This is a genomic window from Nonlabens antarcticus, assembly GCF_015356755.1.
Taxonomy (GTDB): Bacteria; Bacteroidota; Bacteroidia; order Flavobacteriales; family Flavobacteriaceae; genus Nonlabens; species Nonlabens antarcticus.
Map to the genome: position 1 here is coordinate 62,700 of NZ_JADFCO010000060.1, position 16,388 is coordinate 79,087.

The 16,388-nt window shown below is 39.5% G+C and carries 17 protein-coding genes; 6 read left to right on the top strand and 11 right to left on the bottom strand.

The genetic code is table 11. The annotated features are described in order from the left end of the window. Positions 1-71: 71 nt before the first annotated feature. From IQ282_RS02235 to trmB, 3 genes are read right to left on the bottom strand one after another with little or no spacing between them, the layout of a single operon-like run. The gene (locus tag IQ282_RS02235; protein WP_194850277.1) at positions 72-410 is read right to left on the bottom strand and encodes an MGMT family protein; all 339 of its coding nucleotides are present in this window, start codon (positions 408-410) and stop codon (positions 72-74) included. Next, positions 410-1,030 carry a LysE family translocator gene (locus IQ282_RS02240; RefSeq protein ID WP_194850278.1) on the bottom strand — a complete coding sequence of 207 codons (621 nt, stop codon included), beginning with the start codon at positions 1,028-1,030 and terminating at the stop codon, positions 410-412. Before IQ282_RS02240 ends, IQ282_RS02235 begins: the two co-directional genes overlap by 1 nt. Next, positions 1,027-1,698 carry a tRNA (guanosine(46)-N7)-methyltransferase TrmB gene (gene trmB / locus IQ282_RS02245; RefSeq protein ID WP_194850279.1) on the bottom strand — a complete coding sequence of 224 codons (672 nt, stop codon included), beginning with the start codon at positions 1,696-1,698 and terminating at the stop codon, positions 1,027-1,029. The genes IQ282_RS02240 and trmB overlap by 4 nt, the downstream gene beginning before the upstream one ends. A 69-nt stretch (positions 1,699-1,767) precedes the next feature. Here trmB and IQ282_RS02250 point away from each other — a divergent pair, with 69 nt between their 5' ends. Beyond that, a complete protein-coding gene (locus IQ282_RS02250; protein WP_194850280.1) occupies positions 1,768-2,877 on the top strand; it encodes a glycosyltransferase in 1,110 nt (369 codons plus the stop codon). Here IQ282_RS02250 and IQ282_RS02255 read toward each other — a convergent pair. Continuing rightward, positions 2,781-3,866: a sensor histidine kinase gene (locus IQ282_RS02255; RefSeq protein ID WP_194850281.1), complete on the bottom strand. Its 1,086-nt coding sequence runs from the start codon at positions 3,864-3,866 to the stop codon at positions 2,781-2,783. The two genes, IQ282_RS02250 and IQ282_RS02255, sit on opposite strands and share 97 nt — an antisense overlap. Then, complete coding sequence (locus IQ282_RS02260) at positions 3,850-4,542, bottom strand: response regulator transcription factor (RefSeq protein ID WP_194850282.1); 693 nt, start codon at positions 4,540-4,542, stop codon at positions 3,850-3,852. The genes IQ282_RS02255 and IQ282_RS02260 overlap by 17 nt, the downstream gene beginning before the upstream one ends. A gap of 269 nt (positions 4,543-4,811) precedes the next feature. On the opposite strand from IQ282_RS02260, the gene IQ282_RS02265 reads away from it, so the two are divergent. Together IQ282_RS02265 and IQ282_RS02270 are read left to right on the top strand one after the other, a co-directional pair. After that, the gene (locus IQ282_RS02265) at positions 4,812-6,851 is read left to right on the top strand and encodes a lamin tail domain-containing protein (RefSeq protein ID WP_194850283.1); all 2,040 of its coding nucleotides are present in this window, start codon (positions 4,812-4,814) and stop codon (positions 6,849-6,851) included. A gap of 81 nt (positions 6,852-6,932) precedes the next feature. After that, on the top strand, positions 6,933-7,907 hold the full coding sequence (locus IQ282_RS02270; protein ID WP_194850284.1) for a LuxE/PaaK family acyltransferase: 975 nt from the start codon (positions 6,933-6,935) through the stop codon (positions 7,905-7,907). A gap of 189 nt (positions 7,908-8,096) precedes the next feature. On the opposite strand, the gene IQ282_RS02275 is transcribed toward IQ282_RS02270, so the two are convergent. Together IQ282_RS02275 and tyrS are read right to left on the bottom strand one after the other, a co-directional pair. Then, positions 8,097-8,273, bottom strand: a complete 177-nt coding sequence (locus IQ282_RS02275) for a hypothetical protein (RefSeq protein WP_194850285.1) — start codon at positions 8,271-8,273, stop codon at positions 8,097-8,099. 4 nt (positions 8,274-8,277) lie between these two features. Next, positions 8,278-9,576: a tyrosine--tRNA ligase gene (gene tyrS, locus IQ282_RS02280; protein WP_194850286.1), complete on the bottom strand. Its 1,299-nt coding sequence runs from the start codon at positions 9,574-9,576 to the stop codon at positions 8,278-8,280. A gap of 83 nt (positions 9,577-9,659) precedes the next feature. Here tyrS and IQ282_RS02285 point away from each other — a divergent pair, with 83 nt between their 5' ends. After that, complete coding sequence (locus tag IQ282_RS02285; RefSeq protein WP_194850287.1) at positions 9,660-10,661, top strand: NAD-dependent epimerase/dehydratase family protein; 1,002 nt, start codon at positions 9,660-9,662, stop codon at positions 10,659-10,661. Here IQ282_RS02285 and IQ282_RS02290 read toward each other — a convergent pair. From IQ282_RS02290 to IQ282_RS02300, 3 genes are read right to left on the bottom strand one after another with little or no spacing between them, the layout of a single operon-like run. Next, positions 10,658-11,092 carry a DUF4296 domain-containing protein gene (locus tag IQ282_RS02290; protein WP_194850288.1) on the bottom strand — a complete coding sequence of 145 codons (435 nt, stop codon included), beginning with the start codon at positions 11,090-11,092 and terminating at the stop codon, positions 10,658-10,660. The genes IQ282_RS02285 and IQ282_RS02290 overlap by 4 nt on opposite strands. Next, positions 11,089-12,429 (bottom strand): dihydroorotase, encoded by a 1,341-nt coding sequence (locus tag IQ282_RS02295; protein ID WP_194850289.1) that lies wholly within the window; start codon positions 12,427-12,429, stop codon positions 11,089-11,091. The genes IQ282_RS02290 and IQ282_RS02295 overlap by 4 nt, the downstream gene beginning before the upstream one ends. Beyond that, the gene (locus tag IQ282_RS02300) at positions 12,426-13,157 is read right to left on the bottom strand and encodes a polyprenol monophosphomannose synthase (RefSeq protein ID WP_194850290.1); all 732 of its coding nucleotides are present in this window, start codon (positions 13,155-13,157) and stop codon (positions 12,426-12,428) included. Before IQ282_RS02300 ends, IQ282_RS02295 begins: the two co-directional genes overlap by 4 nt. A 74-nt stretch (positions 13,158-13,231) precedes the next feature. Between IQ282_RS02300 and IQ282_RS02305 the strand changes: the two genes are divergently transcribed. Together IQ282_RS02305 and IQ282_RS02310 are read left to right on the top strand one after the other, a co-directional pair. Continuing rightward, on the top strand, positions 13,232-13,885 hold the full coding sequence (locus tag IQ282_RS02305; RefSeq protein ID WP_194850291.1) for a DUF4271 domain-containing protein: 654 nt from the start codon (positions 13,232-13,234) through the stop codon (positions 13,883-13,885). 28 nt (positions 13,886-13,913) lie between these two features. Continuing rightward, positions 13,914-14,654 (top strand): uroporphyrinogen-III synthase, encoded by a 741-nt coding sequence (locus IQ282_RS02310; protein ID WP_194850292.1) that lies wholly within the window; start codon positions 13,914-13,916, stop codon positions 14,652-14,654. 99 nt (positions 14,655-14,753) lie between these two features. Here IQ282_RS02310 and pckA read toward each other — a convergent pair whose 3' ends face one another. Further along, the gene (gene pckA / locus IQ282_RS02315; RefSeq protein WP_194850293.1) at positions 14,754-16,361 is read right to left on the bottom strand and encodes a phosphoenolpyruvate carboxykinase (ATP); all 1,608 of its coding nucleotides are present in this window, start codon (positions 16,359-16,361) and stop codon (positions 14,754-14,756) included. Between the last annotated feature and the right edge of the window lie 27 nt (positions 16,362-16,388).

Sequence of the window (16,388 nt, forward strand, 5' to 3'; positions counted from 1 at the left end):
TAATAAAAATCAAAATTTGCGTAGCAGAAAGAGAGTGTAATCTGGTAACTGGTCACTAATAACTTAGAAAATCATTCCAATGCTTCCAACTCCAACAAAGGATCCCAAAACACCTCATCAAAATCCTGCACTTGGTCTTTATCAACCATAATTCCTTCACTTTCCAGCAGTTGCTGCATCAGATTTGTGCCTGGGAAATGATGTTTTCCCGTCAACAATCCATTGCGGTTTACGACCCGCTGCGCGGGCACTTCTGGTCTGGAATGTGCTGCATTCATGGCATAACCTACCGCACGGCTACTACGTGGCGTTCCCAGATATTTGGCAATCGCACCGTAGCTCGTGACCCGACCGGCTGGAATTTGTTCCACGACATCATAAACGCGTTTAAAAAAGTCCGCATTTGCCATTATGTGATTCTTATAAAGGTGAAAATGGCAATCGCCAGAGTCATTACTCCAAGTAAATAATTTATTTTTCTCGCAAAGGTGTCACTATCAAATCCAAAGCGTTTGACGTATTTTATATAGGCACACAACATCAAAAAAGTTCCCAGCGTCGCTCCCAGAATAAATAAATGCGCCATGGGAAATTTAAAGGTAAAAGCACCACGGCCGGCAAGAAAAGCGCTAAATCCTATGTAAAACGGAATGGGAAACACATTTAACGCAGACAAAATAATTCCTTGCCCGAATAGCTTGTAATCTGCATTGTGGACTGGCTTTAAGGTAGGTTTTGTATCGAGCCGTGCGCGTATGAAAAAATAGACGGACAGTCCCACAAAAATGATGATCGCAAAACGTTCCACCATCAACAACGCATCTGGATTGTTACTCAATAATTCAGAAAAAAAGACACCTATATAAACCTGGGCTATGACGACCAGTGAAGCGCCCATTGCAAAAATAATGGCAGCGCGCCGGCCTTGTTTTACACTGATTTTAGCCGCGGTTAAGTTCAGCAATCCTGGCGGTATGACACCTACAAAACCTATGGCAAAGCCAAAAATAAAGTGTAAAAAACTACTCATCCACGTAACTTGAACTTCATATAAGTAATAGGTTTGCCTATGTCAAGATACTGTTTTTCGTAGAAAGTCTGAGTTCCCACCACTTCGTCTGGCGCTTCTGTATTAGTGTAAATATTATGGTGCGCATATAAAATCTCTTCACCCATGCCCTCCAGAAGACCCAGCGTGTAGCCGTGCATGTATTCTGAGTCGGTTTTTAGGTGGATAATTCCGTCTGGTTTTAAGATCTGGCGGTATTTATCCAGGAATTCTGGATTTGTCATGCGGTGTTTTGTGCGCTTGTATTTGATTTGCGGGTCTGGAAAAGTGATCCATATTTCTGAAACTTCCGCTTTCGCGAAAGCGGAATCCACCAGCTCAATCTGGGTTCTAATAAATGCTACGTTGTCCAGACCTTCTTCAATCGCCGTTTTTGCACCACGCCAGAATCTTGCGCCCTTAATGTCGATTCCTATGAAATTGCGTTCTGGATATTTACGAGCGAGTGCTACTGTATACTCACCCTTACCACAGCCCAATTCCAATGTAATGGGTTTATCATTCTTAAAGAATTTTGCCCATTTTCCTTTCCACTCAAAATCCGCTACCATTTCCTCACGGGTGGGCTGGATCACGTTTGGGAAAGTTTCATTCTCCCTAAAACGCTTCAATTTATTTTTACTTCCCAAAACAATTATTTAAAGGTTAGATAATCTACCGTTTGCCATACCGTTGATAGTAGGCAGTATCTTTATCGCATGCAAATATCTAAAAACATTTTGGTTGCACCACTAAATTGGGGATTGGGTCATGCGACTCGATGTATTCCGGTGGTCCAAGCGATTTTAGATAATGGCGATTGCCCCATTGTAGCTAGCGATGGGCCTGCTCTTGAACTATTGAAGAAGGAATTTCCAGACCTTCTCGCTCTTGAATTACCCTCTTATCATATCAAATATGGAGCAGAGGGTGAAAATCTAAAATTAAAATTACTTAAAGATTCTCCTAAAATCTGGAATGCCATACGAGCAGAGCACAAACTATTATCGCATATCATCCATAGATATCATCTGGATGGAGTCATAAGTGATAACCGGCTAGGTTTGTATAATGCTACTATTCCATGCGTAATCATATCACACCAGTTGCAGGTATTGTCTGGAGGAACGACCTGGTTGAGTACCCAGCTGCATTTACATTATATCAAAAAATTCCATGCTTGCTGGATTCCCGACCATGAAAATTATCCAAATCTCACCGGAAAGCTTTCCTTGAACACTGATAGCTCCCTAAAAAAAGTTTATTTAGGACCCATAAGTCGATTTAATGAGAACGGAATTAAAATGCACAAATATGATTTACTAATACTGCTTTCTGGTCCAGAACCTCAACGCAGTATTGTAGAAAAAAAACTGCTGGAACAAGCAAGCACTTATAATGGTAGGATTCTTTTTATCGCTGGAATTGTAGAATCTACCCAAACAGTTCATAAAAAGGGCAACCTCACCTATCATAATTTTTTATCTACTGAAGGTTTACAAAAAGCAATGGATAGGTCTGAAATAGTACTTTGCCGCAGTGGCTACACCAGTATTATGGATTTGAGCGCCCTAAAAAAGAAAGCATTCTTTATCCCCACACCAGGTCAATTTGAACAAGAATACCTGGCAGCACACTTAGAGGAACAAAATCTAGCACCTTTTGCCACTCAAAATAATTTTGAGATGAGCATGCTGGATCGAGTAAAGGGCTATTCAGGATTAGGAAGTCTTCAGGAAGGAAGGACAGATTTAGGTTCTTTAATAGCAGCAACCTTTTCTAAAGTAAACGAGAACTCAGACCCTATACCCAGCTCGCTATCCACATAAGCTCTCTCGTTATGAGCTTCTACTATGTGTTTTACAATCGCAAGTCCTAATCCAGAACCACCTTCTTTACGAGAACCTGTTCGGTCTACTCTAAAAAAACGTTCAAACAATCGCGGGACGAAAGGTCTTGCAATTCCCTCACCATTATCTGTAACTCTGACTATGACTTTGTTGTTGATTAGGTCTTCAATAGCAATTTCTGTAGTACCATTTTTTTTGCCGTACTTAATAGAATTGACAAGTAAGTTTGCTATCACTTGTTGTATGCGTTCTTGATCCGCTCGCACCATGATCGGTTTTCTATACACCATATCAAAATCAATCGTTATGCTTTTTTTGGCCGCTTTCATTTCAAATTGGTCAAATACCTGGCGTATCAAATCGACAATATCAAATTCGGTTTTTTCTAGACTCATATCGCCTATTTCTAGTTTTGTAATCATGTCTAGATCATTCACGATATAAGTCAATCGTTCTACCCCTTTCTGTGCTCTTGCCAGATACTTTTTACGAATAGCTTTATCCTTATGAGCACCTTCAATTAAAGTATCGATATATCCCTGTACGGTGAATAGCGGCGTTTTAAGTTCATGAGAAATGTTACCTAAGATTTCTTTTCTATAGGCCTCACGCACTTTTAATGTTTCTATCTCGATTTTTTTGTTTCGTGCAAATTGTTCGACTTGCTTAGTAAGTGTGCGCATGTCAGTTGCAACTTCTCTTTCTGCAAAATCTGTGGACTCCAGTAAACTCACATCTTCGTAGATCTTTTTGATGCGGCGGTAGATAAATTTTTGCACTCTGTATTGAATAACAACAATACATACAAGGAAAATACAAGGGATTAAGGTCAGGAACTGCCACGGTAATATTGTTGCTCCTGATATGTGAAGCAAACCAAGAAACCCGCCAAATATCATCGTTATAAAAAATGATGATCTTAACGCAAATCTATAGCTGCGCCTTGTGCTGTTACTTTGACTGGACATACTTATATCCTACCCCTTTAACTGTTTTGAATCTTTTATCGCCTAGTTTTTCCCTTAATTTCCTTATGTGAACATCAATCGTACGACCTCCAACGACAACATCATTTCCCCATACTACGTCAAGTATTTCCTCCCGGGTATAAACTTTACCTGGTTGCGTAGTAAGTAAGGAAAGCAGTTCAAATTCCTTACGAGGTAAAATAAGTTCTTCTTTTTTAAAGAAGATTTTATACTGATCTCGATCTATAATTAGATCGCCCAGTTTTTTTGTTGTGTCTTCTAATTCCTTGTCGGTTGAATTGCGTCTGAGTAAGGATTTTACTTTAGAAACGAGAACTCTAGGTTTTACTGGTTTTGTAATATAATCATCTGCACCTGCGTCAAACCCAGCAATCATAGAATAATCCTCACTACGAGCCGTGAAAAAGGTAATAATCGTTTTATCTAATTCTGGCATTTTGCGCATTTTTTCACAGGCTTCAATGCCATCCATTACGGGCATCATAACATCTAGAATGATCAAGTCAGGCTTTTTCTTTTTAGCTTTTTTGATTGCTTCCTCGCCATTCTCTGCTGTATAGACCTGATAACCCTCGTTCTTGAGATTATAACTCACAATTTCCAGAATATCTGGCTCATCGTCAACGAGTAAAATTTTTGCTTTAGACTCTTTCATAGGACTTTAAATGGACTGCTAATTTAGGTAAATCTACCTATAAGCTATTTCTTGTAAGGTTAGCTTATGGTTAACTCTTTGTCACCACAACCATTTACTTTAAATGTAGTGGTATTGATGTGAGTTCGCTTTCGCGAAAGCGGACTTACTTTATCGTTCTATTACAATAAGAGTCGATAACGGTCCAATCAAGCTTACGGAAACACAAATACTGCAGGATAATTACATCAAACTAATTGATTATCATATATTTGAGAAAATACCTACTCATGAAACAAACTTACTTTCTAATCGTATCATTCTTAATAACGGCTGTCGCATTTGCGCAACAACCGTTGATCACAGGAATTCTAGATGGCAGTTGTAGTGGAGGTGAACCTAAGGTCGTTGAGATTTTTGCAGATGGCGCTGTAGATTTCACACTCTATTCTGCAGAAAAATCTAGTAATGGCGGCACATTTGGCACCATAGTAGATCTTTCTTTTTTTGAAACCGTTACCAATGATTTTGTATATCTGGTAAATAACAAAGTAGAATTTCAAGCAGAATTTCCCGATGTGGCAGATGCTAATATCCTACAATCTGGGACCGCTTCCATCAACGGCGATGACCCAGTGAGAATAATTCTTACCAGTTCTGGAGATGTTGTTGATCAGTATGGTTTTGTAGATTCTGACAATGAACCTTTCAACTGGAATTACATGGATTCGTTTGCTAAACGCATCAATGGGACTGGGCCGGACGCTACATTTATACCTGATAACTGGAATTTTAATGCTGCTAATACATTAGATAATCAAGGTTTATGTAATGGAGGAACGCTTTTATCAGCAGTAATTGATGCAGGTTCCTACAATTCAACTGCTACTACAAACCCCACTATAAAAGTCAACGCAGCTATAACAGGTTTAAGTTATTTTGAAAATAATGGTCCCTCAAACGAGGATTCGTTTTCTTTATCCGCAATGAATTTAACTGGTAATGTGACAGTAACTTCTAGTATTTTTAGAATTTCACTTACTTCCGGGTCTGGTTATACAACCAGTATTGCTGTTTCTCCTACTACTGGAACCGTACCCAGCACAATTATATATGTACGACTGCCTGCGGGACTATCTCCTGATGAATATGCAGAGACTATCATGCTTACATCTCCTGGTGCCATTGATAAAGAAGTAAATGTTTCAGGAACGGTAACAGCAGATGATCCACAGGTTACTATTACCGCAAACCTAGATAATTTGCAATATTCAGTTGGAAACGGCCCATCTGAGCCCGAGAACTTCTCTGTTTCTGGATTGTTTCTGGACACTGATGGAATAACCGTCACCGTACCAAACCCGTTTGAGATTTCTACCACAGCTGGCGGTACATACTCGCAGACACTATCGTTCCCTGCAAATACTAGTGGAACTGTAGCATCAACTGATATCTTTATTAGACTTAATGCTGGGCAAAACATAGGCGACTATACCGTTGCATTAATCGCAAGTGCGACTGGTGCAAACGATCAATCACTTAATGTTTCAGGTAGTGTCTCAGCAGCTGTTGCCTGTGCTTCTGAAGGGAGTATTATTATTACTGAAATTATGAAAAATCCTCAAGTCGTGGGTGATAACACAGGAGAATACTTTGAATTATACAACACAACATCTGACGATATAGACCTGCAATCCTGGGTCATTAAAGATGACGCAACTGGTAGCGAAATGCATGTTATCGAAAACTCAGTTATCATTGCTGCTGGTCAGTACATTCTTTTAGCTAGATCCAGCACAGACAATGGTGGCCTATCACCTGCGTACGTTTATGGAGGAACTGGTAACGTCAGCTTAGGTAATGGAACTGATGGTTTAATCATAGAATGTAATGGCGCTACCGTTGATCAGGTAATTTATAACAACAGCACGTTTCCTAATGATGTAGGAAAAAGCATGGAGCTAGCTGCCACTAAACTAGGCGCGACAGATAATGATAATGGTGTAAACTGGGGCAGTGCAACAACAACTTTTGGTGCTGGGGACTTTGGTACTCCAGGAACTATAAATGATTTTACGTTATCCATCAAAGGAATTCAAAAACTCACTTTCTCTTTATATCCCAATCCAGTAGCTTCAGGAGTTTTAAACATTCAATCATCTAATGGAAGTGTTTTTGATGTTACCATTTATTCAACCTTAGGACAACAAGTGATCTTTAAAAAATCAGTCACAAGTTCCATTAATATAGATAATCTAGCCAGCGGACTTTATATTGTGAAAATTGTGCAGGGAGACAACTCTCAAACGCGCAAATTGATCGTCAATTAGTGGTGAATCGTTTTATATCAAACTAGCGCCTCAGATCATCCTGCGGCGCTTTTTGTTTATTTTTGTACCAAAGCCTTTACATTGAGATTTCCCGTTTTTGACATTAAAACTACTGAGCATTTTGAGAAACTTGCTTTGGATATTTACCGTTATCAATTAGAAAACTGTGCCGTTTATAAGGAGTATTGTTCCTTTCTAGGACAATCAATAGCGACTCAAGTTGCAGAGATTCCGTTCCTGCCCATTTCCTTTTTCAAAACCCACGATGTAACGACCAATTCTAAAATTGAAGAAGAAATAACATTTACCAGCAGTGGTACAACGGGTCTCACAACTTCATCACATAAGGTTCTGGATATAGAAATCTATAATGACAGTCTAGATTGTAGCTTTAAACAGTTTTATGGCAATCCTGAAGACTATACCGTTCTTGCATTGTTACCCCATTATCTGGAGCGCACAGGCTCCTCTTTAGTTTATATGGTGGATCGATGGATCAGACAGTCCAAAGATGAAACAAGCGGGTTTTACCTCAACAACATCAAAGATCTTTCTGCAGTTCTTAAATCGTTGCAGGATGCTGATCGTAAAGTTATTTTGATAGGCGTCACATTTGCATTACTGCAACTCGCAGAAGAATTCCCGATGGAACTTCCCAACACCATCATTATGGAAACCGGCGGGATGAAAGGCATGCGTAAAGAACTTATTAAATCTGAACTTCACGATATTCTAAAAACTGCTTTCCCTAAGGCTCAAATTCACAGCGAATACGGGATGACAGAATTGCTTTCACAAGCCTATGCTCCTGACGGCGTCAAATTCCAAACACCTGCCTGGATGCAGGTAAGCGCTAGAGATACAAACGACCCGCTTACCCGAATTTCCCACGGTAAAACGGGCGGGTTGAATGTGATTGATCTAGCCAATATCGAATCCTGCGCATTTATTGCCACTCAAGATTTATGCAAAACCTATGTTGATGGAACCTTTGAGGTTTTGGGACGGTTTGACCATTCTGATGTCCGTGGTTGTAACTTACTGGCGATAGGTTAAAATTGACGTATGACTAGCTTATGTTGTTCTACGCACAACTCTCGCTGACGTATGACCTACATGTTGAAAGCTTGAAGTTGACAATAATTATTTAGAAAACTCAAAACCTACTTTTAGTGTCAAGCCGTCGCAGGACGGCTCCGCCTCTAGTTTGACGCAATCTTGTTTGAGATTAACTCACCCAAAAAGTCAACTCGTCTTGCGGAAAATCAAAACAGCAAATCCTACAAATATCAATAACCCGGCGAGAGCTGCATAAAATTGCCAACTGTCTGGTCTATTAATTTGCTGAAAAAAGAATATGCCGGCGGCGACACAAGCCGCAACTACCATAATTCTTGCCATAATGCTGTTTGACTTTCTCATAATGCTAGTCTACTAATACTAAGAAATAATTTTTCTTCCCACGCTGCAGTAAGATCATGCTTCCTGCAATCACGTCTTCCATTCTCACAATCTTATCATCCTCAAACTTCTCCTTATTGATCGCAAGGCTGTTTTCTTTCAATGCTCTACGTGCCTCACTGTTTGAACTCAAAAAGCTTGTTGAATCTGTCAAAAATGGAATGATTTCAATTCCTTGTTCAAGATCTGCTTTAGAAACATGCGCTTGAGGAACACCTTCAAAAATGTCTAGCAAGGTTTCTTTATCAAAACGGTTCCATTGATCCATGGACACTTTTTTGCTGAATAATATTTTACTTGCCTCTTCAGCGGTTTCATAAGCCTCTAGACCATGAACCATCACTGTTACTTCTTCTGCTAGCTTTTTTTGTAGTATTCTAAACCCTGGATCTTTTGAATGCTCTTCAATCAAATCGTTGCAGGCTTTTTCATCCAGAAACGTAAAGATTTTGATCCAGTTGATCGCATCTTCATCGGTCGCATTGAACCAAAACTGGAAAAATTTATAGACACTAGTTTTATCAGTATCCAGCCAGATGTTTCCAGTTTCTGTTTTACCAAATTTTGTTCCGTCAGCCTTGGTTACTAGCGGTGTGGTTAGAGCATAAGCTTTACCACCCGTCATACGACGCACTAATTCTGTTCCTGTAGTGATATTTCCCCACTGGTCAGAACCGCCTATTTGTAGTTTACAGTTCAGTTCTTTGTAGAGGTGCACAAAATCATAACCTTGGAACAATTGGTATGTAAATTCTGTAAAACTCATTCCGTCGCCTTCTCCAGAAACTCTCTTTTTAACGGACTCCTTAGCCATCATATAATTGACCGTAATGTGTTTACCTACATCACGAGCAAAATCAATCAGGGTAAAATCCTTCATCCAGTCGTAATTATTGACTAAAAGCGCCCGGTTTTCTTCTTTGCCTCCTTCAAAATCAATAAATCTAGAAATAACTGACTTTACTCCAGCGATATTTTTATCAAGAATTTCTTGGGTCAGCAAGTTACGTTCCGCGCTTTTTCCAGATGGATCGCCTATCATTCCTGTTGCTCCACCTACCAGTGCAATCGGTCTGTGACCGGCACGTTGCAGGTGCATTAATAGGATAATTTGAACCATACTTCCTATGTGTAGGGAATCAGCCGTCGGGTCAAATCCTATGTAGCCGCTCACGATTTCAGAATTCATTAATTCTTCCGTTTCAGGCATAATATCGTGAATCATTCCACGCCAGCGCAGTTCATTTACAAAATCGTAGGACATATCTATAGTTTAAAGCCTGCAAAGATATAGGCTTTAAGCAACTTGCGGGCGCACAAAGCCTGCTATTGTGTATTTTTACAGGTATGATTCTAGTCACAGGAGGAACTGGTATGGTGGGCAGCCACTTGTTATATCGCTTTCGCGAAAGCGAAATACCCATCAATGCCATATACAGAACAGAGGATTCTATCAATAAAACACGTGCCGTTTTTGACTCTTACCGAAAGGGTGATGCGGCTATGGTCAACGACATTAACTGGATTCAAGCAGATTTACTGGATATTCCCAGTATGGAAGATGCCATGGAAGGTATCTCTCAAGTTTATCATTGTGCGGCTGCACTAGGCGATCTTTCGTTTGAGGAAATAACAAACATTAATGTTACTGGCACACAGCGCATTATTGATATTGCGATTGCCATGAAGGTGAAAAAATTCTGCTATGTAAGCAGTATTGCAACATTGGGAAACCCAATAGGAAGCAATCCCATAACCGAAGAGGATTTTTTCAATCCAGATGCTCTTAATACAGATTATGCGCTGACAAAATATGGCGGAGAAATGGAGGTATGGCGCGCCTCGCAGGAAGGACTTAAGGTGGTAATCGTAAATCCAGGGGTCATCTTAGGAGAAGGTAATTACAAGGAAGGCAGCGGCCGGATCTTCTCAAAAACCTATCAAAGTCAGCCGTTTTACACGTCTGGCAGTACGGGAGTTGTTGATGTCGCAGATGTTGTTGAGATCATGGAACTCCTCATGAATTCTGAAATTTATAACGAACGCTACATTATCGTTGCAGAGAATCTAAGTTTCAAACCCCTTCTAACTAATGTCGCTCGGGCTCTGGGTAAAAACCCTCCACAATTTAAAGTAAGAAAGTGGATGCTTTATGGGTTTTATGCTCTAGTAAAAATACCTATGATTTTAGGAGTTACTGAAGGTATATCTCGAGCTCAAATCAATACGTTAACTTCTGATTCAAACTATGATAATACCAAAATTAAAAAGGCACTAGGGTATAAATTCCGCACGGTGTCAAAAACAATAGACCGGATTTCCTTAAACTATTTAAAGAATCTAAATTAATTTTCGATCTGGTTGTCAGGGTCTTCAATGTCATTTATTAAAACCCTGTCAGTATTCTTATATTGAGCTTCTTTAAGTCTCATCTCTTTTTCCTGACGCACTGCAACACTGTCCCTTAAAATATCAAGTCGTTCTTCCACCAGGTCAATAACATTCTCGTATTTCTCGATTCGATCTGAATAATAATATAGATTTTCTTTAAAAACGATACTATCAGTATCATGCTTTTTATAAATATAATCGTGGGGCAACATTTCCAGAGCTGTAAAGGCACCTCTATCAGAGGTCATGGATGCCTCCATCAAATATAGATCTGTCATAATTTCTGCCATTTTATCATCACCATAAAAATCTTCTGGTTTAGGCGCCTCTAAAACGCTCGAACAAGAAGCAATAATGAGTAAAAACAAAAGTGACATTAGTTTCTTCATCTTTCAAAAGTTAAGGCTTGTGCTGCCTTGTTTTCATTCACTTGGAAATTGTGATAGGCCAGATGTCCATTAACTAAGGTATGTGTAATGCGGCTCTTAAAAGTAACTCCTTCAAAGGGAGACCATCCACATTTAGCAAGTATATTAGATTTTGTAACAGTCCATGGGTTGTTGGTATCCACGATGACAAGATCTGCTTTAAAACCTTCCCGGATGTAACCACGATCTGGAATGTCAAAAAGGATCGCAGGGTTATGACACATTTTCTGAACTACTTTCTCTATTGAAATGCGTTCATCATGAACAAATTGTAGCATCGCTGTCAAAGCATGTTGAACAAGTGGCCCGCCACTAGGGGCTTTTAAATATTTGCCATTCTTTTCTTCTAAAGTATGAGGTGCGTGATCTGTTGCAATGACATCAATACGGTCGTCTAACAAAGCCTTCCAAAGTTGTTCCCGATCTGCTTCTGACTTTACGGCGGGATTCCATTTAATTTTAGAACCCTTTGATGCATAATCCTTATCTGTAAACCAAAGATGGTGCACACAAACCTCAGCAGTGATTTGCTTGTCTTTTAGAGCTGTTTTCTTTTCGAAAAGTGCGGTTTCCTTTCCAGTGGATAAATGAAATACATGAATGCGCGCACCGGTTTTTTTTGCAAGCTCTACCGCTTTAGAACTACTTATATAACACGCTTCCTCACTTCTAATCACAGGGTGTTGATCAAAGGGAATATCGTCGCCATATTTATCTATAGCCTTTTGCAGGTTCACTTTAATCGTTTCTTCATCCTCACAATGCAAGGCGATGCGCAATTTAACGCTGGAGAAAATTTTCTTTAGAACTTCTACATCATCCACTAACATATTACCAGTTGATGATCCTAGGAAAAGTTTTAATGCTGGAACTTTAGAAGTATCTGCATCAAGAATTTCTTGCAAATTATCGTTTGTTCCACCCAGCATGAAAGCATAATTTGCATAACTATCACTAGCTGCAATATCCATTTTCTTTTGCCACTCTTCCATACTCGTGGTTTGTGGAGTGGTATTAGGCATTTCCATAAAAGAGGTTATTCCACCAGCAACAGCAGCAGCGCTCTCTGTGGCGATGTTACCTTTATGAGTCAATCCTGGCTCACGGAAGTGTACCTGGTCATCAATGACCCCTGGAAGTACATACTTCCCTTCTGCATCTATGATCTTCGTATCGGCGCTTTTTGCGCTGATGCTATCTGCCACTTCAATAATCGTATCTCCTTCAATGTAAATATCGCCATTCACGACTTTCATATCTGTAACAATACGAGCATTTTTTATCAACGTCTTTTTCATAATTCCAACTTGCCCACAAGGCTTTTCAATTTCATACTTAGTATTCCCATCACGGCTTCTCCTATGATGCCACTGCTCATTTTTGACTGACCTCTAGACCTGTCTGTAAATATTACTGGTACTTCTATAATCTTTGCCTTCAATAAATAGGCCTTAAATTTCATTTCTATCTGAAAAGCATAACCTACAAACCGTATTTTGTCAAGATTCAGCTTTCGCAAAAGCGAAACTCTATAACATACAAATCCAGCGGTTGTATCACTTATATTCATTCTCGTTATGAGCTGCACATATTTTGAAGCTGTATAAGAAAGTAGTACTCGCGACATAGGCCAGTTTACCACATTCACACCGCGCACATATCTACTGCCTATGGCAAGATCTGCCTGATGAATATGACAAGCATCGTGAAGAACTTGAATATCTGCTGGATTGTGAGAAAAATCGGCATCCATTTCAAAAAGATACTCATAATTTCTTGCGAGCGCCCACTTAAATCCATGAATATAAGCGGTTCCCAATCCATTTTTCTTTTTCCTAACTTCTAAAAATAACCTGTCAGGATATTGCTGCATTTTCTCCCTGACAAGACCAGCAGTGCCATCTGGCGAATTATCGTCCACAATCAGCAAGTGAATTAGCGGGTAATCACGTAAAATAGCATCGACAATCAACGTGATATTCTCACGCTCCATATAGGTAGGAATAATGATTAAAGTGTTCTTCATTCAGCGTACAAAAATAACTAATTAATGCGCTAGGCTCTCAAGGGTTCGTTAAATCCGCTTATTTTTACCAATCCATGGAAGCCATCAATCGCATCGCTGGATCCCTTGACTGGATAAGTATCATACTTTTTGCCAGCTTGCTTACTATTGCTGCGATTAGGCAGATTTCTAGCGTTTCCATTACAGAGTTTCTAAGCGTTTACACGAGCTCGAGATTTGTTAAAATCACACGTGATGATCGCGTGGATAACTACCTTTTACTGCAACAGACGGGAATTATAGTTTACACGACTGGAATCTCGCTCATGTTATATAAGATATATACGATTAGTACAGAGCCAAATGCCGGTTTTACAGACTTCCTTTTGATTCTAACTGCCGTGAATGCTTTTCTACTTTTCAAACATTATTTATCAAAACTAGTCGCTACCATAGGTGATTTTGATGAAATAGTACTTATGATCGATCACCAGCGCAATTTATATCGCGCTGCCTTTAGCTTTGCCTTCCTGACAGTCAACGCTTTAATATTTTATGTTTTCCCATATGAATACCATATTATTTATGGGATATGTATAAGTGTCTGTGTGCTTCTTTTACTTTATCACCTTATTCTCCTTTATAGCCATCGAAGACTGCTAGGATCATCACTGTTCTATTTTATTTTATATCTTTGCACGCTGGAAATCGCACCTTATTTGCTTTTGTATAAGTATTTTATCGTGTGAAGCCTTGCCAAACAAACAAAACTGCTGTATGAAAGTGAAAACGATTTTAGTTTCCCAACCTGAACCTAAAATGGAAAATTCACCTTACCAAAGTCTCGTTGATCGGACGAAGGTCAAGATAGATTTCCGTTCCTTTATTCACGTGGAAGGTGTTCCCGCTAAAGAGGTAAGGGAACAGAAAGTAGATCTATCTAAATTTACTGCTATTATCCTTACAAGTCGCAACAGCGTTGACCACTTTTTTAGAGTGGCAGAAGAAATGCGCTATAAAATTCCAGACAGTCTGAAGTATTTCTGCCAGAGTGAAGCCGTTGCTTTCTACCTACAGAAATATGTTGTTTACAGAAAACGTAAGATTTATGTGGGAAAACGTACTTTCCCAGAACTGATCCCCTTGATCAAGAAACATAAAAATGAAACATATCTGGTACCAAGTACCGATAAATTAAAGGATCTCGTTCCTGAAGAACTAGATGCTCTAGGCATTAAATGGAAAATTGCTACATTTTTCAAAACTGTTATCAGCGACCTTTCAGATCTTGCAGATGTTAAGTATGATGTATTAGTGTTTTTTAGCCCTAGTGGAATTGAATCATTATTTCAGAACTTTCCTGAATTTGAGCAAGGCGAAACTAAAATCGCTGTGTATGGAAATACAACCAGTCAAGCCGCCAAGGATCATAATTTGAGAATTGATATTCAAGCACCTACACCAGAATCGCCTTCTATGACTATGGCGATAGAAAACTACATTAAGAATCTAGGCTGATATAGAAATAAATTCGCTTTCGCGAAAGCAATCTCAACCAAAAACAAAAACGTCCCGAATTTACATTCGGGACGTTTTTTATGTAGCAAATTGAACTTACTATTTCAGCGGGCCTCCAGCTAATATTTCTGGCGTGGCTTGAGCTTCGTACTTCTTAAAGTTCTCTCTGAAAAAGGTAGTCAGTTTGTGAGCGGTCTCATAATAACCTTTATCGTTATTCCATGCTCTACGCGGGCTCAAAACCTCTGTCGGTACATTGGGACAAGTGCGTGGTTGCGCCAGTCCGAACATAGAATGCTCGTGGTATTGACCTTTGTTTGCTTCTTCTAATGATCCATCTAATGCTGCAGCTATCATTGCTCGAGTATATTTGAGCGGCATGCGCTTCCCTATACCATAAGGTCCACCGGTCCATCCAGTATTTACTAACCAGACAGTAACATCAGCATCGCGCATTTTTTCACTGAGCATCTCAGCATATTTTACGGGATGTAACGGCATGAATGGAGCACCGAAACAAGCTGAAAAATTAGGAGTAGGCTCCGTAACACCAGCTTCTGTTCCTGCAACTTTTGCAGTGTAACCACTGATAAAGTGGTACGCTGCCTGTCCTGGAGTCAATTTTGAAATAGGAGGCAAAACGCCAAATGCATCTGCCGTTAAAAAGAAAATATTCTTAGGATTTTTTCCTACAGATGGTACTTTTATATTATCGATGTGATAAATAGGATAACTTACTCTCGTGTTTTGAGTAATACTGATGTCTTCAAAGTTTACCGTCTTATCCTCATTCATCACGACATTTTCTAGAATCGCACCTGGCTTGATAGCCTTGAAAATCTCTGGTTCCTGCTCCTCACTTAAGTTAATGACTTTAGCATAACAACCACCTTCAAAATTGAAGATCTCATTGTCTGCTGTCCAGCCATGCTCATCGTCACCTATTAACTCGCGGTTTGGATCTGTAGAAAGGGTCGTTTTTCCAGTACCACTCAAACCAAAAAATATGGCAGTGTTCCCATCCTTGCCCACGTTTGCACTACCGTGCATGGGTAAAGTGTTTTTATCTACTGGTAATATAAAATTTAATGCACTAAATATTCCTTTTTTAATCTCGCCGGTATAACCAGTTCCACCTATCAAGGCAATTTTATCTGTAAAGTTTAAGATAGCAAAGTTATGCTGGCGTGTGCGATCAATTTTAGGATCTGCCATGAATCCTGGAGCGTTGATAATCGTCCATTCTGGATCAAAATTTTCCAATTCTGAATCTTCAGGTCTTAAAAACATATTATAAGCAAACATGTTAGACCATGGATATTCATTGATAACCCTTAAATTCATGCGGTAATCCTTGTGCGCACAGGCATATGCATCACGCACGAATAATTCCTTACCATCTAAATATTCTGTGACTCGACCCAGAAGATTGTCAAAATCTTTTTTATTAAAGGGAATGTTGATGTTTCCCCACCAGACTTTATCTTCAGTGATAGAATCTTTGACGATAAAACGGTCTAAAGGGGATCTCCCTGTAAACTCTCCTGTGTGTACCGCAAGTGTGCCATTAGCGGTTTCTTTACCGCCGTAGGACTTTACAGATAGACCCTGTAATTCTTCCGGAGAAAGTTGGTAATTAATTTTTGAATTCTCGATCCCGTATTTGGTTAACGAAATCGTTTTCGCTACTAAAGCTTTTGAGCTCATAATTTAGTTGTAATTCAAGTTGTTCTG